Raw genomic sequence first — 26,991 nt, 5'->3', positions numbered from 1 at the left:
CATCCGGTGTTGTTATCCCTCCCTGGCAGGTGTTCGCCTGTCTTGAGTTAACAAACTGGTTTCTAAAAGGAGGAATCATGACAGATCAAATGGTGCTGAAAACACAGCAATGGCTCAATCGCACCTATAGGAGCAAGGCTGGCTTCGGTTCAGTTGTAGAGGACGGATATACCGGCTGGGGCACGGTCAACGCTTTGATTCGGGCCTTGCAAATCGAGCTGGGTATTACGACAACGGCGAACAATTTCGGACCGGGAACTATCAGTCGCTTCCAGTCTCGGTGGCCTAACGGCATCCACCAACAGGATGACGGTGCGCAGGAGACTTCTAATGTGTACGGCATTATCCAAGGCGCCTTGTGGTGTAAGGGATATTCTGCCGGTGCCAGCGATATCACGACTCACTTCTATAGCGGAACTGGAAAGGCCATCAAACAGCTTAAGAGCGACATGGGCATTGGTGGGGATTCCACTGTGACGCTCGACGTCATGAAAGCGCTATTGTCAATGCAGCAATTCGTCCTGCTTCGCTCTTATGGGGGCATTTCAGCGATTCGGCAAGCACAGCAACAAATCAACCAACAGTATCGCGCTTATACCGGAATCATCCCAACCGATGGACTCTACGGTCGGGAAATGAACACTGCTCTGATTCAGGTCTTGCAAGCCATTGAAGGATTTAGCCCTGCGGAAGCCACAGGTAATTTCGGCAATGGCACCAAAGCGCGTCTAACAATAGTTACACCCAGCAATGCGGCAAGTTTACCGAAGTGGGCTTGGCTAGCTCAGGTTGCTCTAGTGTGTAACCGGATTTCTCCCGATATCTATCCTTCTGCACAAACCGCACTGTCAACGTTCGTTCCGCAATTCCAAGCAAAGTATCAGCTCCCACGAAGCGGGGTGGTCGACTCGACTACATGGATGAGCCTGTTGACCTCGAAAGGTGATCCGAATCGCGCCTGCAAAGCATGCGATACACGCTTCGAGATTACGGCTGAGCGACTCAACCTACTTAAGGCGAACGGCTATGAGATCGTAGGACGTTACCTGACTGAGCCGAATCAGGATTCAAAAGATCCGTCTGACTATTTCAAAGCAATTCGCCCCGGAGAACTTGAACGCATCACCAACGGAGGGATGAAGTTCTTCCCGATATTCCAGGAGTACTCAACCAAGCTTCGACACTTCACGCGGGAAAACGGCGCTCGGCACGAGACGCTCGCAAGGCAAGCAGCCCAAAGACTTGGCATTCCGGGAACGTATATCTATTTCGCAGTTGATTTCGACGCGACCGACCCCGAGGTCACAAGTCACATTCTTCCGTATTTCCAGGGTGTGCGAGGAAGCCTGGGAGACGGATACAAAGTAGGCATCTACGCCTCGCGTAACATTTGTAGCCGCATCATTAAAGCCGGCTACGCTGGAAGCGCGTTCGTCTCGGACATGTCTACAGGATTCTCCGGCAACCTCGGCTTCCCTATTCCTGACGATTGGAACTATGACCAGTTCACTGAAATCAGTGACTACAAGGGTGCTGGTTTTGACCTAGACCGGGTCGCCTATTCAGGACAAGCAGCGGCAGTTGATCATGTTGCTCCTTCGAGTGCCGGTGGCGCTGGGCCCGACACCAGCATTGATTACAACAAGCTGGCTCCGATTGATCTGATCTGGCATTTAGAGAAACGCTTCGAAGAACTTCGTGCCAGTGGCAAGGTTGGAAAAGACTACGTTGCAGGATCTCATGGTGGAGGAACATGGGTCACTGTTCCAACTTGGCGTTGCATCCTCAACTATTTAGCAAAAGCCTATCTGCGTGACGGTGGTAGCGGCTCTGCGGTGAACTGGTCCGTGTCTGCCGAAAGTTTCAGGAGCGCTGACGCAAACGTGCTCGAGAAAGATGCAATTGGCGCGAAGATTATTTCGGCACTTGATCGCTACATTGATCACGTTTGGCGGCAATCCATGACCGACAAGACCGGAGAATCAGTTGATCTGGCGCATCTGGCGGCAACAACACTTGGATACACCAACTGGAACCTAATCCCAGACGCGTGGACTGGCTGGGCCGGAGACCTAGCTACTGCCATGGAGAATATTCAGAAAACACTTGAGTGGAATCCCAACGCGAACCTAGATCAAGTGGCCACAGCCCTAGTAGGACAAGGTAACGATTACCGTCAGCATCCTGGCTTGAAGGGGTTAGTACTTGACAAGAAAAACGACAAGGGAGAATGGGAATCTATAGGAAATAACTGCAACCGTGATGATCTCTGCTGCGATGGAGACGCCATCGTCATCGCCAACACGCTAGAAAACAGCGACGGCTCCAACGCACATCTTCTGTCAGCAACATTGCGAGAGTACTACAACAATTCCAGCAAACTAGCCAACAGATTCAAGCAGATTGGCTGGAGCTTGGGGGCGAATAATTCCACTGAGGCATATCAGAAAATAAGTGAATATGCCGACTTGGATAGCGCCGTTTTAGGATGGTTCCTGGCTGGATACGTCAAGGAAGAGATTCGTTTGACAGCTTGCCGAAAGCTAGCTGAATTCATCTACCGATAATTGATTTGGTCTTTTCCTTGGTGTGGCGCTTGGGTAAAAACGCTAAACCCAAGCGCTACACCACCAGCAACAAGAGCGCCGATGGCGGGAACGGAAAACTGGCTCAGCAGTTGAGAAAAAGAATCACTATGAACTAACGAGCCGACACCATCGAGTGAAAAGAGAAAAGCTGAGAGTCCGATAAAGGCTCCTGCTGAAAGTTGCAACGCGCGGGCAGATTGAATACCGATGAAATGCTTATTAAAAAGCAGAAGAAGAAGAAGAAGAATCGTGAAACACACATACATGATTGGCATCAATAAGAAGACCACAAAAAATCTCTGATCCTGATCCTTGCACCGTAGAAAGATGGCGGCGAAAAGCCACGCGCCGACAAAATATGCCAGAGCGGATACAAGAAACACAGATATTTTTTTGATGACCAGTCCCTTCAACTTTTCGCTACACATTTTGATACGGCAACGGCATCAGGAGTTGTATGCCCCAATAAGTTCTCATTCTACAAGAAGGGTTTCCCTGCATTGCTATGGATAGCGCTGATCGGGCGGATGTCGCGTGAATGCAGGCACGAGGCCTGGTGCGTTGAACCCGACAGTCACGAAAAGGCGCACGGGAGCGCCTATACCAGAGGCTCCCGAGTATCTGTCTGTGGTGTACAGCGTGGTAAGAAGCTATTGGGGGGCGGCTTGGTTATGGGGTTGTTCTGGCGGCTTTCTGGTGAATGCACGGAGCTTTTTGATTGCCCATTCGTAGTGGCTTGATGTGGCTGACACGCAGTAGGAGCCGAGCGAGGTTGTGCCCGTCCACAGGAAATGCGCCTTGGTGAATAACTCCTCGTTGGTGAACTCGCCGATGAGAGCCACTACTGCGGTGTGGCTGTCAGCGAGGTTCTCGCGGATAGCCTCAAGCTCAGTGCCCTGATCTTGAGTCCAAATCTCTTGGTTGAGCGCTGGCGTGGTTCGCCACGTGTGAGGAAACGGAAGAAACGGTCGAGGCTGACCCTGGCGGTTGGCGTCGACGAAGCCAAGCAACATGCGCTGCCACTCGTGCAGGTGGGCAAGGACGTCGCGCAGGTTTTTGTCCCGCGCCCAGTGGGCTTCTTTACCGATTTGAGTGATGCTGGGATCAAAATTCGTATGCTGATCGTCGGAACTCATGCCCTCAATGAGGCTGTCCAGTTTCGCATACTGCGCCTCGGCGGCATCCAATAGTTCAGTTTTCGTCTTCGGTCTCGGCACGCCACTAATTATCTCAAAGCAGGAAAGCAGATGAAAACCCATGGCGAAAGACGGAACGAACCGTGGCGGACGCCGCGTACGCGCAGGCGCGAAACCTGATCCGCTGAATGAGAAGCTCGCAGCTGGCCGCCCAGCCACTCGGCTTGAGGATCCGCTAAACGAGCCGTTTGACTTTGAAGGCTCAGATATCGGGGATGGCGCGGTACTTGCTGGTGAGACCATGCCTGAACCATCGGATTATCTCTCCGACATCCAGCGCGATGGCAAACCACTCGGCGCAGATTTGGTCTACCGGGCGACGTGGCAGTGGCTTGATGCTCGTGGCTGTTCTCAGTTCGTGGCACCCAGGCCGATTGAATCCTATGCGCAGTCTTTCGCGCGGTATGTGCAGTGCGAGCAGACGATCTCCAAGTTCGGTCTGCTCGGCAAACACCCAACCACAGGGGCTGCGATCGCGTCCCCGTTCGTCGCCATGTCCCAGTCGTTCGGGAAGCAAGCGAACGTGTACTGGTACGAGATTTACGAGGTCGTGCTCGCCACTTGCACTTCTGACTATTCCGGTGCCACGCCCGGTGACGAGGTGATGGAGCGCCTGCTACAAGCCCGCTCCTAACACCCCTTTGATTTTCGTGTGCCTGCCTGTGCTTGATGAACTGTCCCCCGGAAGTTGGACTGATTTATTCAGTTTTTCTTCCGGGGGATTTGTATGCATCCGAGATCTACGTTGACTTATGAGCAGCGTGCGGCGCTGGTGGGTTTGTTTGAGCAGGGTTTTGGTTACAAGAGTGCGGCTAGGCAGGTTGGTGTTGCTAAAAAGCCGGCCAGGAATTTGTATGATCGCTGGCAGATTCGTGGCAGTGTTTTACTTGTGAGAAAACCAAACACTAGTGTTTATCCTTTTGAAGTCAAGCGTGATGCAGTGTTGCGTTTCCTTGCTGGTGAATCTCGTGGGAGTATTGCTAAAGATCTTGGACTATCCAGGCCAGATTTAGTGAGGAAATGGGCTCGGATTTATGAGCAGCAAGGTGAGGACGGGTTACGTCCTAAACCTAGGGGCAGGCCTGCTAAGTCTGGGTCTAAACCTAGTAAGCCTTTGTCTGACACTGAGCAGTTACGCCGTCAGGTGGAGTATTTACAGGCGGAGAATGCTTACCTAAAAGCATTAAGGGACTTGATGCGCAAAGAGCAGTAACTCGCACCCGAGTGGTTGCAAGTCTCAAGTCCCAGTATCGTCTTGCGGATTTACTCCAAGCTGCTGGCCTTGCCAGGTCAACGTTTTACTATCACCAAGCCCGCCTTGATGCTCCTGATAAGCACGCTGGGCTCAAACGTGAGATCAAGACCGTGTTTGACCAATCCCACGCACGCTATGGTCACCGTCGCGTCAGGCTAGCTTTGAAACGTCAAAGCATTTGCGTATCTAGAAAACTGGTAGCCAAACTAATGAAACAAGAACACCTAGTGTGCCAGGTGCGTAAGAAAAATCGTTACAACTCTTACAGATCCAACCAATCCAACGCGGCTGGCAACGTTCTTAATCGTGATTTCACAGCTACCAAGCCGAACCAGAAATGGGTCTCAGACGTCACTGAGTTCAGAGTAGGAAACCAAAAACTGTACCTGTCACCAATCCTTACCCCAGCAACGCCCAGCTCTCTAGCGGGTATTCGTTCCTGTTCGGCCCCACGAGCTCGGGCCGGGCAGTGAATGAGCGCACCGCCATGCAGATGACGGCGGTCTACTCCTGTGTGTCGAATGCCACTGGCAACACGAACAACCCAGCCGCACCAGCGCGCAGGCGACAATTGATGAGGTCATCCCCGCAGGGATCTAAGCTAAACCAAAGGCGGGGTAGAATAGGAAAAGCCTCGGTGAAACACTATCTGGCAGCACCTGCCGTGCAGGTACTACCAGCTGGAAAGTCTGAGAAAAGGCGTAACCCCGGCGATGCAGCCGAAGCTGGTGATCGTTCCGGGGTCTTCGCTAACCATGCTAGCACCGGAAGGTAGGTTATGCCTAGTACGGGAGCACGCGGCTGGGACCCCCAGGTCATGACGCGTCTCATCACCCCTGAGCGCATGTCCACCTATCTTGACGCCTGTAGCGGCGACATTGAGGATGCTTTCACGCTGTATCGGCGAAATATCGATATTGCTTCTTCTATTCAGGCAATTACCGCAATGGTAGAGGTAGTGTCGCGCAATGCCATAGACCGTGCACTGACGGGCTATGTAGCTCATACTGGACAGGTTGATGACTGGTTCGACCTGCCTGTGTTGGACGTGAAAGCGCAAGATGACATTCGCATTGCGCGACAGCGAGTACGTCGTTCAGGTAACCGTGTTGATCATCCTCATGTCGTGGGGTAAGTGCTCGCGCTTTGCGTGATGTGGCTGTTATTGAGCGGGTCAAACAGATACACCGTGATAATTACTACCGCACACCCAGAGAAATCGAGACCGAATATTGGGATACAAACACCAAGTAATAATAGAAAACAATGCAAACGCCGAGGAATAAAACCCGGGACAGTTCATATCTCAGTATCTACGAGGGCAGTTTTAGTAATAGTGGGGTAAACAGGAGAAAATGCCATGTATTATATGCATGTAGCTGAAGTCCCCATTACCGATCGATTGGATTACGATGCATAGAATTGCAAGGATTGCGCTTTCAGCGCTTACGGCTGCAGCGGCCGTAGTGGCCGGGTTTGCTACTTCACCTGGCGCTCAGGCTGCGCCCGAAGACAATTACGTTGATGCCCCCCAGCTCCGTCATATGGATTGGGACAAGTGTCCGAATTTGCATTACATCCATGTTGCGGAGTGGACCTATTGCTTGGACGGCAACGTCAAAGGTAAAGGTGATTCTGGATCATGGTATTGGAACGATGAACAGAAAACTCTTACATTCGACAATTTTGTCCTTGAGCGCAAGGACTTTACCGGATCTTACGGTGCAGGCACATTCGTTGAGGTGGTATTCGATCGCTCAAAAGTTGGCGTTGAAGAACTGAATGTCAGATTCCGAGGTAACAATGTCATCGATCAACAGTCAAAGGGGCACTCAGATGCAATTGCTCTGATGTTTACTATGAAGAGCGGTGTTAACAGCAAGCAAGATAATCTTAATCCGAAGGTTAATTTGATTGGCGAGTCTGCCGATGCGACTCTTACGGTTAACACCGATATGTCCAGTGATGACCCCAATTTCTCCACGGCTGTTGAGAGCTGGGGCGCCCCGCTCACAATCGGCGGGCAAGGGACGATCAATCTCAACCCTGGATATAGCGGTAGTGAAGGATTTGCTGGTGCTATGGGCATTTCTGCCAGCCCTTTCACCATCACAGATGACGTAAAAGTCAATATTAAGACTAAAATAACCAATCCCACTACGACATCAACGACGTTCGGCGTCCTAGGTACATATGGATCTGCTGTACTCGCGGGCAACTCCCAACTCGATATTGATGTCATGGGTGTAACTGGCGGCAATGCTATTGGTATGTACAGCCGCGACAACATCACTGTCACTGAGCAGGCTGCCCTGAAGGTGAAGGCAGATTCTCCGGATATGGCACCGGTCGGTGTTCGCGCAGATAAGGAAACGCTGTTCTCTTCGGCTAAAGATGCCGACATCCAGGCTCCTGGCGGACGCGTTTGGTATGCGGGGAAGGTAGCAACCTTTGAAGGTCCTGGCGATGTGAATGGCACAGGGGCTTCGAAGTCTTCATTGCAGGCCGGCAAAGTAACTATGGCTAAGGGCTACGGTGTTTTTGCGCCCGAATCTGGCAAGGTGAATAATCCTGGCGTCGTTGACGCTGACGGCCAGGGAGTAAGCGAATGGCAGCTGTCCATTTTGAAACCACTCTACGAATTGGTTGAGACATCTCCCGCTAAGGCAGTGGAATCGCCTATGAAGGGTGAAGAGTACGCGAAACAAGGTATTCGACACGAGTACTCAGCACCGGAAACGGTTACGGTTAACGGAAAGACATGGCAGGTGGAGATTGACGCTTCCACTGGCCAACTGACGGTGACCCCGGCTGCTGATGCAGTCAAGGGGGACAAGGTCGACATTCCAGTTACTGTGACTTATTATCAAGCTGATTCTAAAGTAAAGACGCGTGAAGCTATCGCACCGGTTGTTGTATCTGAAGCGAGTGCTACTCCGCAGCCGCCAACCGTGCAAGATATGAACGACGTTCCGGAAGGCTCTTGGCAAAAAGAGGTGATTCCGTCTTACGGTCCGGATGAGGATGGTAACCCTAACCCACTTGATGGGGTGTTCAAATACGACGTTACGTATGTGAACAATGATGGTGAGCCTTTCAACCCGGATGATCCTGTTAGTCGCGGGAAGAAAGCTGTTGTGACTGTGTCGCTTACCGATAAAGGTAAGGAAAGCTACACGTCGCTTAAGTGTCCAGAGGGTGCTGCTTGTGAGGTGAATGGCGACGGGAACGTAGTGTTCACAGTTGATCTAACATTCAAGCCCAAGCCAGAGTCTCCTGAGCCGACGAAACCGTCTGAGTCTTCCGAGCCAACGAAACCGTCTGAGACTTCCGAGCCGACGAAACCGTCTGAGTCTTCCGAGCCGACGAAACCGTCTGAGTCTTCCGAGCCGATGAAACCGTCAGCTACGCCAAAGGCGCAGAACGGTCACGGCAAGCTAGTCAAGACAGGCTCAGCGGATATGACCCTGCTTGGTGTGAGTGCTGTACTTCTGCTTGCGGGTGGCTACTTGCTCAAACGCCGTCACATGTAAAACCGCATGTAACGTGTAATCACGTAGCGCGCCGTGCCTCACATGAGATTGAGGCACGGCGCGCGTGTTTTTTATTCCCTGACACTGAAGAATCTACAAAGGGTCGTTTGTTTGATCCTCTTCTTCATCGCGGCCACCGTACGTGTGATTTTCTTCTGCTGGTAGGTTGCGCCAGGCCATTTTTGGTGGCCAATGCTAGCGTCTACGCAACGACGGGTAGGCAGTCTTGTAAGCGACCGGCTCAATTGATGTTGTGGCAGATATTATCTGCGGTGTGCGCAAGGATCGCGAAACATGCGCAACAGTTTAAAACCCGCCTAGCGCGTGACAAAACTGGGTATAGTGCATTCAAATACTGGAGTTGTCTGGTTTATCTAGCGTCGTAAAGGTGAAATAAGATGGAAGCCGAGCGGGACAGTGTTTCGCACACACCTTTAGAAGAGCTTGAAACGATGCCGATTATGCAGGTTGCTTCGGACGTTAATGAGACGCCCTCTGAACTCAAATACGCACGGTTTCCAGTGGGAGAGCTGGATTCCGTCTCAGCTCTTATCCCGCATAACCGGCGAGGAATCTATGTGCTCGAGTTTTCTAATGGCGAGTTCTATGTTGGCCAGGCAAAGAATGTGGTGACACGTTTTGCTCAGCATCGGCACGGCAACACTAATCATGTGGATCCGTGGACTGATGTGGAGAAGCTTTGGTTCATGCCGGTGCCAGAAGCCATGAGTTTGGATTCGATTGAATACCAAGAGATCCAACGATTTCGAGCGAGCGGTAGACGTTTGCGTAACCGTATGTTGAATGTTGGGCATGACCAACCCTCCGGGTTGGATTTGCTGATTCCGGTTGAGGATCAGCAGGCGTGGGCACTCGGTGACGGCCCTTATGATTTGCGAGAGGCACAGCAACACTTGGATAGTTTTGAGAGCGAACCCACGAAGTTCGCAAGGCTAGTTCCCAAGGAGTATCAAGAGTCGATCTTGCGTGATATTGCTTTTGCATTGAAGGAGCTGGTTCCAAGTGCGGTTGAGCTTGAGGGGAAGTACTGGACTCTTACGGATTGCCCAAGCACAAGTGGAGGCCGTTGGGCTACATTGAGCACGGGTTTTATTGAGCTCTTGTTCTTCCCACGCGTTTGTGAGATTCCAGACGAGAAGGCGGAAAAGTTGGAACTAATGGAGGGTGTCGGTTGGTTGAATACGGTTCCAGGAACTCTTTTGCGAGGCAGGACAAAAGATTATTGGGGATTTGAGTATGAGTCTTCGTATGGAGGGTTTTTGGATGCTTGGGCGTTCACCGCTACGTATCCGTCAGCGGATTCGGATGCGATTAACTACGCGGTAGGAGACCTCGAACAGTTTTGTAATCAATATCCCGAGGTTCTTGACGGAGCTAGAAAATTCGCGTTGCAAGCTATGCGGCAAAATACTTCAGGGATGTTCAAACGCTGGCATTCTAAGCCGCTGGTTCGTACTGTTTACCAGTATGCGATTAATCAACAAAGTGGGAGATTCGAGGAACACTTGTAGGCGAACCGGCCCCGAAGAATTTGCTGGTCTAGTCTGGGATTACTGCTACTTTCACACCGATGCGGTCGCGGAGGGCGTTGTAGGCAGAATGTACGTCGCTGAGTGCGAACTCGTGGGTCACAATCGCGTCCACGTCGATCACGCCGTCTTGAAGTAGCTCAATGGCTTTGGCTACGTCGCGACGGCGAGCGTTCGAACCGCCCGTGACTTGCAGCTCCTTGTAGTGAATGAGGTTGGGCTCCATCGTGGAGGTTGAGTCCTTCGGGAAGCCCGCAAAGTAGTTCACGCGGCCCCCGTCAGCGGCGATTTCTAGCGCCTGGTTGGCAAGTTCGGGCACACCAATGCAAACGATAACGACGTCAGCGCCGCGCCCTGCCGTCACATCATTAACGGTTTGAACAAGGTCGTCAGAATGAACCGCAGTGACACCCAGCTTGGTGGCGATTTCGCGACGTCCCGCACCGCGGTTAGAAACAATCACGTTTGCCGCGCCCGCGTGTTTAGCCAGTTGCGCGTGCAGCAGGCCAATGGGGCCGGCGCCCATGATGACCACGGTGTCCGCCTGGTTGATACCGAAGTTAGCGATGCCGTTGAGGCAGCAGGAAACCGGCTCGGCAAGGCACAGAGCTTTAGGGGAGAGCTCCTTGGCAACGGGGAAGAGGTTGCCGCGCGCAACCACGTTGGCGGGAACGAGCATGTATTCTTGCAGGCCGCCGTCGTAGCCGTAGCCAAACAGTTCGAGGTTTTCACAAAGGTGCTCGCGGTCGTGCAAACAGTTTCGGCAGGCACCGCAGGATACGACGATCGAGACGGTGGCCTGTTGCCCCACTTTAAGGTCCGGGCAGTAGGCGTCCACGCCCTTGCCGATTTGGTGTACGCGGCCGGCGATTTCGTGGCCGGGAACAACGCCAGGGCGAACGCCCGCAGTTTTTGCGCCGGTGTAGAGGCGGTAGTCGGTACCGCAAAGGGTGTTGGCTTCGATTTTGAGAACAACTTCGCCCGGGCCTGCTGTGGGAACGTCTTTTTCGGTTAGTTGTAGGTCTTGAGGGGCGTTGAGAACGGCAGCTCGCATTGATCTTTTCCTAACGTCTGGCGTGTTACTTCCAACACAGTTTATTATAAGGGGAGTCAGTAGTTATTCGAGGAGGAATACAGATGACACGTCTAGTTAACAACCCCGAGGAGTTTCCAGCCGAGTCAATTGAGGGATTTGCTGACGCGTTCAGCAACTGGGTTAAACCTGTTTATGGCGGTGTGGTGCGCAGTACAAAAACCCCGGAAGGCAAGGTTGCCATCGTAGTTGGTGGAGGTAGTGGCCACTATCCCGCGTTTGCCGGTTGGGTTGGCCCGGGCATGGCTGATGGTGCTGTGGCGGGCAATATTTTCTCGTCCCCTTCGGGCGCGCAGGCGTATTCGGTGGCGAAGGCTGCTGAGCGTGGCGGCGGCGTGCTGATCGGGTTTGGTAACTATGCGGGTGACGTCCTGCATTTCGGTCAAGCAGTGGAGCGTTTGCGCAGTGAGGGCATTGATGCCCGCACGCTCGTAGTTACAGATGACGTGGCCTCGGCTAGTGAAGAAGATCATCTGAAGCGTCGCGGGATTGCCGGCGACCTGCCTACGTTCAAGATCGCGGGTGCAGCGGCGGAGGCCGGCTTGGATATTGATGAGGTTGTCCGCGTTTTTGATAAGGCAAATGATCGCACGCGTTCGTTTGGTGTGGCATTTAGTGGTTGTACGTTGCCGGGCGCGAAGGAGCCGCTGTTCCACTTGGAGCCGGGCCGTATGGGCGTTGGCATGGGTATTCATGGCGAGCCGGGTGTGCGTGAGGATGAGATCGGTACTGCGGATGAGATCGCGCAGCTGCTCGTTGACGGCTTAATTAATGAGCGTCCGGATGGTTCGGATAACCGCGTTGTGGCGATTGTGAACGGTCTGGGAGATACGAAGTATGAGGAGATGTTCGTCCTGTGGAGGGACATCGCCAAGCGTCTTCGCGCGGCCGGTCTCGAGCTGGTTGGTAAAGAGGTCGGCGAGTTCGTGACCTCCCTCGATATGGCTGGCGTGTCGCTAACGCTGGTGTGGGTTGATGATGAACTGCTCAAGTTCTGGCAGGATCCTGCGGATACGCCCGCTTTCCGAGTGGGCAATATGGCTCCGGCAGAGGTTGATGATCGCGAGCTGAATGTGACCGCGGAGGAAGTTCGCGTTGAGCAGCCTGGTAGTGAACAGTCGCAGAAGCTGGCTGGCAAGGTTGTGAACGTTTTGGAGCGGATCGCTGATCTGCTTCATGAAAAGGAACCGGAGCTGGGTAAGATCGACGCGGTTGCGGGCGATGGTGACCACGGTATTGGTATGGCTCGCGGGTCGAAGGCGGCTGTGGAGACGGCACGCCGTTTGGCTGGCGAGGGCGGTGGCGCGGCCACTGTGCTTGCGGGTGCGGGTGATTCTTGGTCTGCTTCTGCGGGCGGCACGTCGGGCGCCCTGTGGGGTGCGTTGCTTACGGCGTTTGGTCGCGTGCTCGGCGACGAGGCTGGGGACGCTAATCTGGTGGACGCAACGGCTGCCGGCCTTGAAGCGGTGACCCGTTTGGGTGGCGCTCACGTGGGCGACAAGACTATGGTTGACGCGTTTGTGCCTGCTGTTCAGGTATTGCAGGAGCAGGGCGACTGGCGCGCAGCTACGGACGCTGCCCGTAAGGGCGCTGAGTCCACTAAGGATTTGGTAGCGAAGGTTGGTAGGGCTCGCCCGCTGGGGGAGAAAAGCTTAGGAACGCCAGATGCGGGCGCAACCTCGCTGGCAATGATCTTCGAAGTAATTACCGAATACTTGGAGAAGTAGAGCAGTGCCCTAAAGGGCGTTAAACGCTGAGGGTGTGGCCGCTGGGTTTCCAGCGGCCACACCTTTTTATCAGTCCTCAAAGTCGCTGCGCAGCAGCGGGCGGAAGCGGTCCACAAACTCTTGCAGTTTGGCATAGACCCGTTGCATGGTTTCTCCGCGCGCGTTGTCGGGGCGGAAGCGAGATATGGGCGGTAGAACACTTGCTACGGATTGCCCCGCAGTGGGCACGTGACCCGAGCGTAGCGCGTTTGCGACAAGCTGTTCGGCCTTGCCCCGGTTGAGCCGCTCCTCGTTGATGATTGTGGTGAGCTCTTCTTCACGCTTGCCGTTTACGTATTCGCGCCACTCATCTTGCACGCTGGTGTTGATAGACACGGTGTCTACGAACTCTTCAATGAGCTTGCGCTTTGGACGCAACGAGGGTGAGGATGAGAGCGCTCTGTCAATCTTTGCACGAATCTCTTTGTCTTCACTGTCTGTGCCGGCTTCATGGCGTTGTTCAACGAGCATGAGGATGTAATCCACGTTGATTTCAACCTGTTTGACGAGTTCGATTTCAAACAGCACGTCTTGGCGAATGTCTTCACGGTCGCTATCTGTGCGTGGCTTCCACTGGTCGTACAGGTCCATGTAGCGCGACTTGTAGTCCTGCAGTTCGCGCTCGCTGAACTGGTTGTCGCCTTCAAAGTCATCGAACGAGGCCAGAATGTTTTGCAGCCGTAGTACTGCGCCGAAGATGTTGATGAACTCTTTTTGCGCGGTTTCGCTCGTGGGGATGGGCTTTGTGGGGTCGGCATAAACGTTGCGCAACTCGTCTAGCTTGGCTTTGTATTCGTCGAGATATTCCTGGTAGGGGCGTAGCATGACGATGCCGGATGCGTCTTTGTTGCCAAATAGTGCGATGGCGTCCTTAGTTTGCTGCTCAAGGTTTCTAAACGAAACGATGTTTCCGTATGTTTTAACGGTGTTGAGGATGCGGTTTGTGCGCGAGTAGGCCTGTATAAGGCCGTGTGAGCGCAGGTTTTTGTCTACAAACAGCGTGTTTAGAGTGGGCGCGTCAAAGCCGGTGAGGAACATGTTGACCACGATCACGAGGTCAAGTTCGCGGTCTTTGAGTTGTTTCGATAGGTGTTCGTAGTAGTCCTGGAAGCTGGATCCGGAGGTGTCGAAGTTGGTTGAGAACATGTCGTTGTAATCGTTGATTACGTCCTCAAGGTATCCGCGGTCTGATTCGGATAGTTTCTCGGCGTCGAAGCTTTCGTCTTCGATGATTCCGTCTTCTGGCTGGTCGTTAGCGCCGTAGGAATAGATCATGCCGATCTTCAGCTTTTTCTCATCGGGCAGGTGCAACTGTAGTTTGCTGAACATGCCGTAGTAGGCGCGGGCTGCTTCGATGGAGGAAGTGGCAAAGAGGGCGTTGAATCCGTGTTTGCGTTTGCCACCCACCATGTAGACGGAGTTGCGTTTGGTCTTTTGGTCGAAGTGGTCGAGTATGTATTGCGCTACTTGCCGGATGCGTTCGGGGTGCATCATGGCGCTCTCCACGTCGATGGCGCGCACGTCTTTGTCTTTGAAGCTACCTTCTTCGATCGTGTTGACGTAGTCGATGCGGAAGGGCAGCACGTTTTTGTCGGTGATGGCGTCCACGATCGTGTAAGTGTGGAGTTTCTCGCCGAATGCTTGCGCCGTGGTTTTGAGGTTTACGTGTTTTCCAGAGCCTGCGTTCTCCGCGAATATGGGTGTTCCGGTGAATCCGAAGAGGTTGTATTTCTTGAAGGCCCGTTTGATCGCCACGTGCATGTCGCCAAATTGGGAGCGGTGGCATTCGTCGAAGATGAGGACTACGTGCCCGTTGTAAACGGTGTGGCCTTGGTTGGCTTTTATGAATGTTGCAAGTTTTTGAATGGTGGTGACGATGATTTTCTTGGCCGGATCCGCGCTTTCGAGTTGTCGTTTGAGCTGCGCGGTTGACGTATTGCCGTTGGCCGCGCCTTTTTGGAAGCGGTCGTATTCGACTTTGGTTTGGTAGTCGAGGTCTTTGCGGTCTACTACGAAGAGTACTTTTTCAACGCCTTCAACTTTGGTGGCTAGTTGAGCGGTTTTGAATGAGGTGAGGGTTTTGCCTGATCCGGTGGTGTGCCAAATGTAGCCTCCCGCTGCCGTGGTGCCGAGTGTGCCCGCATTGGTGGAGGTGAGTATGCGGGTGAGGATTCGTTCGGTGGCCACGATTTGGTAGGGCCGCATTACTAGAAGTTGGCGGTTTTCGGTGTAGACGCAGTATTTGGTGAGGATGTTGAGGATTGTGCGTTTGGCGAAGAAGGTTTTTGCAAACGCTATCAGGTCTTCGATGGGTTGGTTTTGTGCGTCGGCCCAGTATGAGGTGAAGACAAATGATTTTTTGTCTTTTTTGTTGGTTTCATTGACGTGGGCTAGGCGCGTGGTGTTGGAGTAGTACTTGGTGCTGGTGCCGTTGGAGATAACGAAGATTTGGGCGTAGTCGAATAGGGCTGCGCCGGTGCTGAAACTTTCGTCACGGTAGCGGTTGATTTGGTTGAAGGCCTCGCGTAGGGGCACACCGCGTCGTTTGAGTTCGATGTGTGCGAGGGGGAGTCCATTGACGAGGATGGTGACGTCGTACCGGTTGGAGTGTTTCGCCCCATCTGTTTTGTCTACGGCGTATTGGTTGATGACTTGTAGGTGGTTGTTGTGAATGCTGTCTTTGTCGATTAGGCGAATGTTTTTCGTGGTGCCGTCTTCGCGCTGGAGTAGTTGAATGTGGTCTTCTTGGATACGCGTGGTTTTGTCTTCTACGCTGTCATTGGCACTGGAAATGTTGGTTTTGTAGAAGCGGTTCCATTCAGCGTCGGTGAAGCGGACGTCGTTGAGTTTTGAGAGTTGGGCGCGCAGGTTAGTTTCGAGGTGTTGTTCGTCTCGAATATCAGCGTATTCGTAGCCTTGTGCTTGTAGCTGGCGGATGAATTCGGCTTCTAGTTGAGCTTCGGACTGGTAGCCACTGGCATGATTGCCTTCAGGCACGTACTGGGCCACGACGGTTGATTGTGACGATAGGGCTACGGGGTCAAACTTGCGTGTCTCCACAGTTAGGAAGCTTTCTCTTTGAACGTCAGCAACTTATCTCGATAGTACTCATACTGCTTACGTCGAGCCTCAATCTCAGCCGGCAAACCAGAAGAAATATCGTTGACAAGGGCGTGCATTGTCATAAGTTTCTTTCTGATTTCTACTTGCCTAGGTTTTGGTGGCACTGGAACCTCTATTTTCTCGAGAGACCTTTGCGAGATAGTCCGGACTTTTGTTCCGTATATGTAGCGCCGTTTCTGCCGTTGGAAACCTTCAGAACTGAAAAATAGCGAAAGGTATTCGGGATCCAAGTCGTGTTTCAGAATGAAAGTGTGGTTGCTGACAGCGACGTCGCCGGCTCCAATCCAAGCCACTGCCTTCGCGAGGTCTTCATCATTTTCTGAGGTATCGGTCATGATGAGGTCGCCAGGTGAGGCGGTTTTTGATTTTGCGAAAACAGCGCCGTCAATGAAGCTTTTGGTTTCATCTCCGGAGATGCCGTAATGCGTGTATATCTGCCCGTAATGAATGCAGGGATGCCCAGCTTCGAGAAAATCCTTCTTCTGTGGTCCATTCCCACGTGTGACATCCGCGAATTCACTTATGCTCTTCCAATCTACCCCCCCCTCAGGGAAGGTCAGGAGTTGGTCGCGGTAGTACTCGTATTGTTTTTTCCTAGCTTCCAGCTCCGCTTCCAGCTCCGCTTCCAGCTCTGTAAATGCATCAAGAATCCGAACAATCTCGCGTTGAACTTCCAACGGGGGAACAGGTATTCGGAACATTAGAAATTGTTTAGTCTTAAGGTTGCGTTGCGCTCCCTGGGAAGTGCAAGCGTAAATCTGTGGTTGGCTATTAAACAGGTAATAAGCGACGTAATCCTTTAGCACCAGGTTTTCATCAACATTAAACGTAAAACCTGAATCGAGTAGCCAAAATTTTCCGCTGACCTTGCGTACGCAAGTTTCAGACATCGCAAATCTAGAGATTACGAAGTCATCCTCACGATTGAAGGAATCGGCGCGAAAGCTTTCTCCGCCACCGCCATAAACCGGGAACTTGGTTCCACTGTGTTTACTTTTGGTGATACGCGTGCCGAACTCTGGAGTCAGGACCCTGCCCAAATCCAAAAATTCCACTCCATCTGGGCATAGTTCTTCGATTAGGTCATCGATGTGGCTCATTTGGTGGCCTCCAGGTCGGCTACGATCTGGTCGATTTGTGCGCGTAGCTCCTGCTGGCGGGCGACGATCTTTACCAGGTTGGCGTTCAGCTCCTCAATGTTGATGACTTCGCGAGTGTCCTCCGGCTCAACATAGGAAGACACAGAGAGGTTGTAGTCGTTCTCCGCAACCTCCTCATACTTGACTAGGCGTGCGAAGTGATCCACGTCCTTACGGGCAGTGAACGCCTCAAGAATCTTCTCGCGGTGTTCATCCAAAAGCTGATTCTTAGTGCTACGACGCTCAAACTCAGCGGAAGCATCAATAAACAAAATCGACGGGTCCTGCTTAGACTTCTTCAACACCATGATGCACGTGGAAATCGTTGTGCCAAAGAACAAGTCCGAAGGCAGTTGAATAATCGCATCCACAAAGTTGTTATCCACCAGGTATTTACGGATCTTGCCCTCAGCGCCCCCGCGGTACAAAACACCCGGGAATGTAACAATCGCTGCAACGCCGTCCTCTGCAAGCCAATGCAAAATATGCATTGTGAACGCCAGGTCCGCCTTCGACGGGGGAGCCAACACGCCTGCCGGAGCGAAACGCTCATCATTTACCAAAATCGCAGAATTCTTCCCCTCCCACCTTGTGAAATACGGAGGGTTAGACACGATCGCCTCGAACGGCTCATCATCCCAATGCTTCGGGTCAGTAAGAGTGTCGCCCAGAGCAATACTGAAGTCCTCAAACCCCACGCCATGCAAGAACATGTTGATGCGCGCAAGGTTGTAAGTGGTTAGGTTAATCTCCTGGCCAAAGTAGCCCCGATCAATGTTTTCTTGCCCAATAATCTTGGCAAACCTAAGCAGAAGCGAACCAGAACCACAGGCCGGGTCATACACGCCGTTCACCTTGGTTTTTCCTACCAAAGTTAGGCGGGCCAGCAGTTCAGAAACGTCCTGTGGGGTGAAGAACTCGCCACCGGACTTACCTGCCGAAGACGCATACATCGTCATCAAGAACTCGTAAGCATCCCCAAACATGTCAATAGAATGAGAGCTGAAATCACCAAGGGGCAAGTTTCCAATCTCATTTAAAATCCGTACCAGCTTCGCATTACGAACCGCCACAGTGTTACCAAGCTTCGCGCTGTTCACATCCAAGTCATCGAACAAGCCTTTAATATCGCCCTCTGACTGGGAGCCAACAGCCGAGCCCTCAATATTGCGAAAAACCTGCTCAAGCCGCTCATTCAAATCCGGGTCAGCAACCGCATTCTTGCGCACGTTCTCAAACAGTTCTGACGGGCGAATGAAAAAGCCAAGCTCTGCAACCGAGCTATCGCGGCCATACTCGGCTAGATCGTCGGGAAGTTGAACGTAGTCAAAATCAGGATCCGTCTCGCGCTCCAGCCGATTCACGTGCTGAACGAAACGCTCGGAAATGAAGCGGTAAAACAGCATGCCAAGCACGTACTGTTTGAAATCCCAACCATCTACCGACCCGCGTAGATCATTAGCAATACGCCAGATAGTCCTATGTAGCTCTTGTCTTTGAGCATCACTACCCACAACAAACTCCCAATACTACTAACCAGTTTTAACGCCACAACGGGCCACTTTCATAAGGATAACGGGGGAGTAGGACAAAGATTGTGCACAACATGCGGTAGGCAAACACGCGAGCGTTTTGCAACGATCAGAGATGGCCTTATTTGCAAAAATGGCGAATTTTGTAAATAAGAGCCTCTTAGGCGCGGACTATTTCGCAAAAAACGCGAATTTTGTAAAATTGAGTTTAGTTGAATGTATGCTATCTGCTAAAGATCTTGTTCTTTTGAAATTTCGAAAAATGTTCGATGGAGCGTTAGGCATAAGATGATGGGAACCTACAAGTCGCTACGTGTCTTGTTTCACAAGACCAACTTGGACGCTGCCAGTGTTGTCAACACAGAACTTAAAAACCGTCTGAATAATCCTGCAGCCGTAAAGTATCCGTACCACGTTGGAAATAACTCCCTATTCGCTGTTCTCACTCGCGACATCTATGAGTTGTCGGAGACTATATGGAAAACCGAACAAGAAATTCAGAAAGCGTGGAATGCGTTACCTGGCGTGGCACAAAATCACTATTTCTACACGCTTCTAGTTGAAGAAATACAATCCACAAATGAGATTGAAAATGTTAAATCAACCCGGCGTGAAGTAACTGAGGCTCTCAATGGTGTGATAGATGGGAATGTTCACGGACAGCCGAAGCGCTTTCAAGAAATGGCTAGTACTTTTAAGCTACTCACTGGAGATGGCGGCCCGGAATCCATCAGTTTTCCGCAGACTCTGAATGATTTTCGCGCCCTTTACGACCGACTTCTTGATGCCGAAGTTGCCGAGAAAGACAAATTGGACGGCAGTCTGTTTCGCCTCGGCGAAGTGCACGTGGTAGATGGTTCGAAATCCATCCACAGGGGCGTGTTAGGGGAAGGGGAGATTAAGAGTCGGATAAGTGTTGCGCTTGATGTAAGCAATGCAGAGAAAAAACCTATGCTCGTGAATGCCTTGGTTAGTCATTTCATGGTTGAGCATACACACCCGTTCTACGACGGCAACGGACGGTTTGGGCGCTTCTTGCTAGCCTTGAACTTGCGAAGCATCCTGTCTGCACCAACGGCTTTATCTCTATCTGCAGAGGTGATGCGACAAAAGAGGAAGTATTACAAAGCATTCCTTAAGATCGAAGACCCTATGAATATGGGCGAGGCAACGTTCTTTATTAGTGACATGATGGATATATTGCTAGCTGCTCAAATGCGATTGGTGGAGTCTTTACGCATACGGCTGGTGAGCCTTGGGGGCCTTTCACATCGTATCGATGTGATTGATAACGAGTCTAAAGATGTCACGCCGTATCGGCTGCAAACCTTGTTTTTGCTTGGACAGATTCTTTTATTCGGTCCAAGAAGTGGTGGAAGCCTGGATGAGATAGCCAAGTATCTTAAAAGATCGAAAGGCACCATACGTCCGATGCTGAAAGAATTAACTGAAGAGGGATTGATCGAAGAAGTCGGTAGGCGTCCGCTAGTTTTCGCCTTGACAAAAAAAGGAGAGGAGTTCTTAGAGCTGGAGAAGCCTTCACTGGACTGATCGGTGCTGCCGCAATGCGCGGCTTGCTCGTAGCGCGCGAGGAAGTGGTGAATACTAAATTAATGCCTGCGGCGATCCGGAAGTTGACTATTAAGGACGTGGATGGGTGCGGAGCTACGCGCTGTACGGGCAGTAGAGCAAAGAATGCGCGCAACGTTCCTTAAATGAGTTTGGCCGGCCACTTCACTTGAAGTGGCCGGCCAAACTGTTACGCGCTATGCGTTACCCGGTTTGTTGGGCTGCGCATTTGGCGTGTTATGCCCGGTTGCGCCTTACTAGCACTACACCAGCGCCAAGCAAGCCAAGGGCTAGGGCAGCGGCCGTGCCGATCTCAACACCTGTGCGCGGCATCGGCTCACGCGGCTTCTCCGGCTTGTGCGGGGTAGGCCCTGGCGTGGTTTCGGGGGTAGGCCCCGGTGTTGGCGTCGTCTCCGGTGTCGGTTCCGGCGTTGGCGTTGTCTCCGGGGTAGGCTCTGGAGTTGTCTCCGTCGGCGGATTCTGCTTGTTAGTGATGGTGAAGCCCTCCTTCGCATCACCCGAAACCGTGGAGGTGAAGCCATCAACAGAGAGCTCTTCAACCGAGTACTCGACCTCCACCTGTTGGCCGTCAACGGTCTTCGTCTTGGGCAGGTCCTTGAACGTATGCTTCCACTCGTTGTCAGCATTCAGCTCTGCCGGTTGGCCAACGTTGAACTTTTCACCGCCAACTGTTCCCACCAGCTGTACCTTGACCGCAACCTTCGACGCTTCGTCAAGGTCATTGCCCTCTGTGTCCTTCCACACCTTGGAAACCGTCACCTCGGTTTTCTCTGGGGTTCCGAACTCAAGGCCACCGTTTGAGCCAATACCGCCACCGCGTGGAGACTGGTTCTTCGTGATAATCAACCTTGCCCAGGACTTCGCGTTGTCCTTCGCGTTCTGATCAGTAATCGTCTTTAGGCCCGCGTTCATAAGAGAGGTTCGGTAATCACTGGTCTCGTCGGATTCCCTCTCCTCACCATCGAATACCTGTTTCTTACCAGGATTCTTGTCATCGAAACGAGATTGGTTGAATGCGCCGTCCATATACATGGTAGGCTCGCCGCCACCTAGCATGCGCGAATCGATAAGCATGCGTGCGGAAGTAGACCCTCCATAGGCATCATGCGCAATGTCGTCACCCCAGTGATGGTCGGTAGCAGTCGTTGGGGATTCATTATCGAATACCGCTACGCCGTTCGTTACGTGTATCAGCATGCTACCTGTGGGGCAGAGCCAAATACCGCCACCGACAGCGACAGTATCGTTGTATCCCGTGTTGTTTTCAGTGATTAGCGTGTCCTTGAAATAAGCGGTGTAGGACTTCGTGGCAACGTACACGCCGCCACCCTGATGGGCAGCAGTATTATCCTCGATCAAACCCGCGTTAAGGTGTACGCCGTTAGAAACCACGTTTACGCCGCCGCCCGTACGGGAAGCGCTGTTGCCGGTAATGCTGCCACCGTTCATAGTGAAGCCGCCGGGGGAAAGCTTGGTCCATGCTTCTGGGTTCGGTTCGCCGTTCCGTTCCGAAGTGCAGTTGAAACCGTCCCCGGCAACTTCCTGCCAACTGCCAGCCGCGCCCCACACGTACAGATCCATAGCGTTCACGCCGCCGCCGTTCGCCGCTTCGTTATCCGCAATAGTGCCGCCATTCATTGTGGCTTCAGCATTTCCAAAGATATTAATGCCACCGCCACCGAAGCTTGCATAGCCTTCGGAGATTACGCCGTCATTGAGAATAATGGTTGACCGCGTGTCTTCCGTGCTTTCACCAAGTGTTGAGCAACTCCGTCCGAGCAATGTCCAGGAGAACGCGCCAATATTGCCAACCCAGCCGGTGTTTTGAGTGACTTTGCCACCGTTCATTTCCAAGTGTGCTCTTTTAAAGAGACCGATTCCGCCTACTTCACCGTAAGCGCCCGACGATGTATCCGTTTCGCCCTTAGAGATTTCGCCGTCATTCAGCACCATGGTGGCGCCGTCAGCCAATGCAACGTTGGCGGCACCTTGTTGCACGGTAGTGGCAGAGTCTTTCTTGCGGTGGTTATCAGTGATTGTTCCGCCGTTCATGGTGAACTTAGCTTCGCTACCTTTCACCGTGATGGCGCCCTGATGCCAACCAGTCAGCTTCCGCGCACCCGTTACGGTACCGGCGTTCATCACCAGCTCGCCTTCCACAAGGATTGTGGGGGAGAAGCTGGAGCCCGTCACAACATTGTCGTATTGTGCACGCGAGTCAATAGTGATGCCCGTGCCGTTTCCGGTGCCATCAGAGAGCGTGAGTTTTGCGCCCTTCTCAACCTTCAGTAGGCTGCCGGTGAAGTTACCATCATCACGAATGATCTTGCTTTCTGATGACCATGCAACGATGTCTGTGTCCACTAGCTCAATATCTGCACCAGCGGGAATGGTAATAGTCTTCGTCAGCAGAGTCTCGATGCCGTTACCAATTTCAATCCTGGTGGGAGTTGTTCCAGCCTGCGCGATGAGTTCTTCTAGACGGTCCGGCTCACAGTACAGAACACGTCCCTCCTCATAGCACTTTAGAACCTGTCGGTCCGGAGATTCTGGCGCGGCTTCGGCAACTGGAGGAAGGCCAGTGCCCAACACCACTAGAAATACTGCTAGGCATGCTGCCCACAAGGCTGGGAGAAACCCGTAGCGCTTTGTGTTTTTCACTTTTCTACTTTCCTTAGAGTGCAACGAGAGCCTCGGATAATGGTCGGGAGGCTTATAGGACTAAAGACATACTGCCAGAGGAATCGTGAAGAAACAAGATAGACCTTGCCAGACGGAATAAGTGCAATACCAATCAGTATCTAGTGGGATTGTCGTATGCGATCCGACGTGTCGCGCGTAGCGAAAAGTGGCCGGTCGCACAATGCAATTCATGAACCAAAACAGTTGCAATAAGGCTTGGGAATTGAGTCCTAAATGTGAAACACTCGAAGTAACGTTGTGCGTAATCTGGACCGCTGTTGAGCAGGCCAGAGGTCGCTTTTATAGGAGGAGTGAATAATGATGGGCCATTGGGTGCGGTCATTGGGAGTTTTGCTGGCCACAGTGTTGGCAACAGTCGGGTTGTCTGCGGGAGTAGCTCAGGCAGCCGATGTTAGTTCCTGGGATGACGTTATTGCTGCGGTTAATGGTCTTGGTGACGGCGAGTCAAGAGAACTATCAATCGCATCCGAAATAACTGTGGAAGATGGAGCTGATCCGCTGGTTGTGCCCGCAGGGAAGCAAGTCACCTTCACGGGTAGTGGAAAGATTAGCGGAAATGGATCCACTCTGTTCACGGTAGAAGAGGGTGGAGCACTCACCCTATCCGGCCCGACTTTCACCAACGCGCAGTATAACGTTGCGGGAGATATGAGCCTTGTGAGCGGCGCGGTCCGCGACACGGCGGTAACAGGCCCGGTCATTTTTGTCGACGGAGGAACTCTAACGATCGGTGGAGACGCCGAGTTCTCAGGCAACAACGTTTCAGATGAGTCCGGCGAACTTCGCCCGGCACGGGTTGAAAAAGAAGAATACTCTCCAATCACGGCCTACAACGGTACCGTGCGAGTAGAGGGTGGAACGCTTAGCGGCAATCACGGGCTACGTTACGGCGGCGCGATTGGCCTGTGGGCGCGCGACGGCGGAACGCCTGCTTTCGAGATGTCGGGCGGAACTCTTACCGGGAACGTTGTCAGCCACCCCAAATACAATGGCCTCGGTGGTGCAGTTTACGGTGAGGGAGCTTCAGTGAATATCACCGGGGGCACCGTTAAGGAGAACACCACGGAGTACGGCGCGGGTCTCGCCTTTATCAATAGCAACGTTTCTCTGTCCGGCGGCGTTGTTATTCAAGGCAACGACAACGGAGATTATAAGGGTGCCGGTGGTGGCCTGCATCAAAGCGGAGGCACACTGAATATCAGCGGTGCAACGTTTGCAGAGAATGTGTCCACTGGTCCCGGCGGCGCGATCTACACAGATGGTGATACCAAAGTCGATATTGCCGGCGCCGAGATAACTTCTAACAGCGCTAGGACATCTGGTGGAGGCGTCGCTTTCACTGGAACTACAAAAGCCGTGATTCACGCTGCAGTTTTGAGCGACAACACCTCTAATGGCTTTTGGGGTGGCGGGGCAATGTACTCCGACACCAAGGCAGAGGTGACAATTTACAACGGTCTTATTCGTGACAACGTCATTAAGCCTGGTTTTCTAATTCAAGCCGGCGATCACCCTGTGAGTGCTCAGGGCGGCGGTGTCTGGAACTGTCCCACGGGTTCTACCGTTATGCACGTAACACGCGGCGTGGCGATTTTTGACAATGTGGCACCCAATGTTTTCAAGGGGCAAAACGCTGGTGCCGGTGACGATTTCGCCAGTATCATCAAGCACAAATTCGGTAAGCCAGAAGCGGGTCATGCGGTCGAGGTTACTGAGCGTATGCTAGGTGGAAGCCCGCGCGCTTGGTACCAGGACGGTTCGATTTACGGTGTTCACGGTAACTGGTCCGCTGAGGGAAAGGTTCCGCGCTACTCAGCCGATGGAGATAACACTGCCATCAAACCAAACGAAACAGTTACCAACAACATTGCCTTCAAGTCTGTCCCAACTGAGGACGCTAAGGCTATCGCGCTGACTCTTGCGACTGTGAAGATCACCAATAACGTAGCCACCGGCACTGGTATTTCCGGAGCTGGCATTGCAAACAATGGCAAGCTAACTTTCGGTGATCCGGAACCGTGGAAGCTGAAGTTGGAAAAGAAGTGGGCGAATGATGATCCAGAAGATCGCCCTGAAAGCATCCTCGTGGACGTGAAACTTGGTGACAAGACGCTGCAGACCATCGAGCTCACAAAGGAGAATGGTTGGAAGGCTGAACTAGCCAACTATCCCGATCCAAGCACCCTCATTGATGCCAAGACGGGCGAGACTATCCCGCTGACCTTCGTCGAGCATGAAGTTGATGGTTACCTGTCTCAAGGCGCTGTGATAAAGGAAAACGAGGAAGATAAGACCATTGAGGTCGAGATCGTTAACGAACCTCCAACGTCGATTGATGTGGAGAAGCGGTGGTCTGGTGATGTGGAGGCTGACCGTCCTGATTCTGTGACTATCAAGTTGTTGGCTGATGGCAAGGAGACGGATAAGTCTTTGGAGCTAACCGCTGAGAATGGCTGGAAGGGCACGTTTGAGGGCCTGCCGAAGTATGTGACGGTTGATGGTGAAAAGACTGAGATCGTTTACACGGTTGTTGAGGTAGAGGTTCCTGGCTACACCTCCGCTATTAGTGGTAGCGCAACCGGCGGGTTCGTGGTGACCAACACTAAGGACGCTCCGCCCGTTACCTCGGTACCTGTGGAGAAGCGGTGGTCTGGTGATGTGGAGGCTGACCGTCCTGATTCTGTGACTATCAAGTTGTTGGCTGATGGCAAGGAGACGGATAAGTCTTTGGAGTTGACCGCTGAGAATGGCTGGAAGGGCACGTTTGAGGGCCTGCCGAAGTATGTGACGGTTGATGGTGAAAAGACTGAGATCGTTTACACGGTTGTTGAGGTAGAGGTTCCTGGCTACACCTCCTCCATTAGTGGTAGCGCAGCCGAGGGTTACGTGGTTACTAACACTAAGGACACGCCACCGCCTTCGCAGCCCCCATTGGTTCGCACCGGTACAGCAGTTGGAGGCCTGGCAGTAGTGGGCGTGGCCCTGCTCGCTGCGGGAATCTGGGCTGTATCCAAACGCCGCCGCGCATAAGCAAGCGCGGGTAGGCCCGCCAAGTTGCAGGCCTACCCGGCTAACAGCAACTGGCTTCCTCAATATCTAGGTAGCTGGTTTAATCAAAACACTTCGCCTCCCGGCTAATCCCCGGGAGGCGAAGTGTTATCACTATTCGGCTACATCAACTTCGCGGAATTTGTGCCCCGTCAGAGGGAACTAACGTGCACCAATAAGAACCATCACGGCGGAAAGGATGACTCAAGAAGAATCCGAGGATATTAGCTACAATCGGTGCACGTGTATACCGCTAAGAATCTCGACACTCGCGCCCGGCGAATCGTTGCCTGGGTTGCCGTCCTAAACCTTATCGGCTTCATCGTTGAGCTGGTGATCGCCTCGATCATTGGCTCAGCCGCACTCTTTGCAGATGCTGCCGACTTCCTTGAAGACTTCCTCATTAACATGCTGGTACTCACCGCCCTCGGATGGTCGGTCGCGAGCAGGAGGAAAGCCAGTTACGGCCTTGCCGGCCTCATTCTGATCCCCGCCCTGGCGGCGTTTGGCACCGCGATATGGAAAATGATCTCCGGGGAGGCGCCAGAGCCACTCACCCTGTCGGTAACCGCCATCATCGCAATGCTAATCAACCTCGCCAGCGCAGTGCTGCTACTGCAACTGCGCCGGCATGAGACCGCGCTAGTTCGAGGCGCATGGCTAGCGGCGCGTAACGACGTGCTCGCAAACCTTTTGATCCTTGCCGCTGGCATCGTCACCGTGTTCTGGTTCAGCCCCTGGCCAGACATCGCGGTTGGGCTTGTTATCGGCGTCATCAACCTCTCGGCTGCGGCAGAAGTCTTTGAGCAAGCTCGCGCAGAAACTCCGGAGCTTGAACTAGACGATGATGACTGATCGCGAACAAGCATAGGCGA

Annotated in this window: 18 protein-coding genes; 11 read left to right on the top strand and 7 right to left on the bottom strand. The window is 52.8% G+C overall.

Annotated features, from left to right (window positions below):
• Window positions 1–77 precede the first annotated feature (77 nt).
• Window positions 78–2,567 (top strand): glycoside hydrolase domain-containing protein, encoded by a 2,490-nt coding sequence (locus BQ7114_RS03545; protein ID WP_072342034.1) that lies wholly within the window; start codon window positions 78–80, stop codon window positions 2,565–2,567.
• On the opposite strand, the gene BQ7114_RS03540 is transcribed toward BQ7114_RS03545, so the two are convergent.
• Window positions 2,558–3,016: a hypothetical protein gene (locus BQ7114_RS03540; protein ID WP_024058332.1), complete on the bottom strand. Its 459-nt coding sequence runs from the start codon at window positions 3,014–3,016 to the stop codon at window positions 2,558–2,560. The genes BQ7114_RS03545 and BQ7114_RS03540 overlap by 10 nt on opposite strands.
• A 222-nt stretch (window positions 3,017–3,238) precedes the next feature.
• Window positions 3,239–3,805: a ClbS/DfsB family four-helix bundle protein gene (locus BQ7114_RS03535; protein WP_072342031.1), complete on the bottom strand. Its 567-nt coding sequence runs from the start codon at window positions 3,803–3,805 to the stop codon at window positions 3,239–3,241.
• A 40-nt stretch (window positions 3,806–3,845) separates the two neighbouring features.
• Here BQ7114_RS03535 and BQ7114_RS03530 point away from each other — a divergent pair, with 40 nt between their 5' ends.
• The 6 genes from BQ7114_RS03530 to BQ7114_RS03500 all read left to right on the top strand — a co-directional run bounded on the left by BQ7114_RS03530 (window position 3,846) and on the right by BQ7114_RS03500 (window position 10,104).
• The gene (locus BQ7114_RS03530) at window positions 3,846–4,418 is read left to right on the top strand and encodes a terminase (protein WP_072342028.1); all 573 of its coding nucleotides are present in this window, start codon (window positions 3,846–3,848) and stop codon (window positions 4,416–4,418) included.
• Between the two features lie 93 nt (window positions 4,419–4,511).
• Window positions 4,512–4,997 (top strand): helix-turn-helix domain-containing protein, encoded by a 486-nt coding sequence (locus BQ7114_RS03525; RefSeq protein ID WP_072342025.1) that lies wholly within the window; start codon window positions 4,512–4,514, stop codon window positions 4,995–4,997.
• Between the two features lie 11 nt (window positions 4,998–5,008).
• Window positions 5,009–5,512 (top strand): IS3 family transposase, encoded by a 504-nt coding sequence (locus BQ7114_RS09150; RefSeq protein WP_072342022.1) that lies wholly within the window; start codon window positions 5,009–5,011, stop codon window positions 5,510–5,512.
• 305 nt (window positions 5,513–5,817) lie between these two features.
• Complete coding sequence (locus BQ7114_RS03510) at window positions 5,818–6,174, top strand: hypothetical protein (RefSeq protein ID WP_143236785.1); 357 nt, start codon at window positions 5,818–5,820, stop codon at window positions 6,172–6,174.
• 277 nt (window positions 6,175–6,451) lie between these two features.
• Window positions 6,452–8,572, top strand: coding sequence for a Rib/alpha-like domain-containing protein (locus BQ7114_RS03505; protein WP_072342015.1), 2,121 nt, complete (start codon window positions 6,452–6,454; stop codon window positions 8,570–8,572).
• A 398-nt stretch (window positions 8,573–8,970) separates the two neighbouring features.
• Entirely contained in the window at window positions 8,971–10,104 is a 1,134-nt protein-coding gene (locus BQ7114_RS03500) for a GIY-YIG nuclease family protein (protein ID WP_072342012.1), read from the top strand.
• Between the two features lie 28 nt (window positions 10,105–10,132).
• Here the strand turns inward: BQ7114_RS03500 and BQ7114_RS03495 are convergent, their stop codons facing one another.
• On the bottom strand, window positions 10,133–11,176 hold the full coding sequence (locus BQ7114_RS03495; protein WP_072342009.1) for a zinc-binding dehydrogenase: 1,044 nt from the start codon (window positions 11,174–11,176) through the stop codon (window positions 10,133–10,135).
• Between the two features lie 83 nt (window positions 11,177–11,259).
• On the opposite strand from BQ7114_RS03495, the gene BQ7114_RS03490 reads away from it, so the two are divergent.
• The gene (locus tag BQ7114_RS03490; protein WP_072342006.1) at window positions 11,260–12,942 is read left to right on the top strand and encodes a dihydroxyacetone kinase family protein; all 1,683 of its coding nucleotides are present in this window, start codon (window positions 11,260–11,262) and stop codon (window positions 12,940–12,942) included.
• A 69-nt stretch (window positions 12,943–13,011) separates the two neighbouring features.
• On the opposite strand, the gene BQ7114_RS03485 is transcribed toward BQ7114_RS03490, so the two are convergent.
• From BQ7114_RS03485 to BQ7114_RS03475, 3 genes are read right to left on the bottom strand one after another with little or no spacing between them, the layout of a single operon-like run.
• A complete protein-coding gene (locus BQ7114_RS03485; RefSeq protein ID WP_072342004.1) occupies window positions 13,012–16,041 on the bottom strand; it encodes a type I restriction endonuclease subunit R in 3,030 nt (1,009 codons plus the stop codon).
• Between the two features lie 2 nt (window positions 16,042–16,043).
• The gene (locus BQ7114_RS03480; protein WP_072342001.1) at window positions 16,044–17,204 is read right to left on the bottom strand and encodes a restriction endonuclease subunit S; all 1,161 of its coding nucleotides are present in this window, start codon (window positions 17,202–17,204) and stop codon (window positions 16,044–16,046) included.
• Window positions 17,201–18,757 carry a type I restriction-modification system subunit M gene (locus tag BQ7114_RS03475; RefSeq protein WP_072341998.1) on the bottom strand — a complete coding sequence of 519 codons (1,557 nt, stop codon included), beginning with the start codon at window positions 18,755–18,757 and terminating at the stop codon, window positions 17,201–17,203. The genes BQ7114_RS03480 and BQ7114_RS03475 overlap by 4 nt, the downstream gene beginning before the upstream one ends.
• 306 nt (window positions 18,758–19,063) lie before the next feature.
• Between BQ7114_RS03475 and BQ7114_RS03470 the strand changes: the two genes are divergently transcribed.
• Window positions 19,064–20,326 carry a Fic family protein gene (locus tag BQ7114_RS03470; RefSeq protein ID WP_083431725.1) on the top strand — a complete coding sequence of 421 codons (1,263 nt, stop codon included), beginning with the start codon at window positions 19,064–19,066 and terminating at the stop codon, window positions 20,324–20,326.
• Window positions 20,327–20,581: 255 nt separating this feature from the next.
• Here the strand turns inward: BQ7114_RS03470 and BQ7114_RS03465 are convergent, their stop codons facing one another.
• The gene (locus tag BQ7114_RS03465; protein WP_083431724.1) at window positions 20,582–23,026 is read right to left on the bottom strand and encodes a Cna B-type domain-containing protein; all 2,445 of its coding nucleotides are present in this window, start codon (window positions 23,024–23,026) and stop codon (window positions 20,582–20,584) included.
• A gap of 339 nt (window positions 23,027–23,365) precedes the next feature.
• Here BQ7114_RS03465 and BQ7114_RS03460 point away from each other — a divergent pair, with 339 nt between their 5' ends.
• The gene (locus BQ7114_RS03460; RefSeq protein WP_072341995.1) at window positions 23,366–26,098 is read left to right on the top strand and encodes a Cna B-type domain-containing protein; all 2,733 of its coding nucleotides are present in this window, start codon (window positions 23,366–23,368) and stop codon (window positions 26,096–26,098) included.
• 261 nt (window positions 26,099–26,359) lie between these two features.
• Entirely contained in the window at window positions 26,360–26,971 is a 612-nt protein-coding gene (locus BQ7114_RS03455) for a cation efflux transmembrane domain-containing protein (protein ID WP_230205955.1), read from the top strand.
• The last annotated feature ends 20 nt before the right edge of the window (window positions 26,972–26,991 follow it).

Origin of the sequence: Actinomyces urinae (genome assembly GCF_900119695.1) — a bacterium.
In the GTDB taxonomy this organism is placed as follows: Bacteria; Actinomycetota; Actinomycetes; order Actinomycetales; family Actinomycetaceae; genus Gleimia; species Gleimia urinae.
This window is presented reverse-complemented; position numbering and strand designations above follow the sequence as displayed.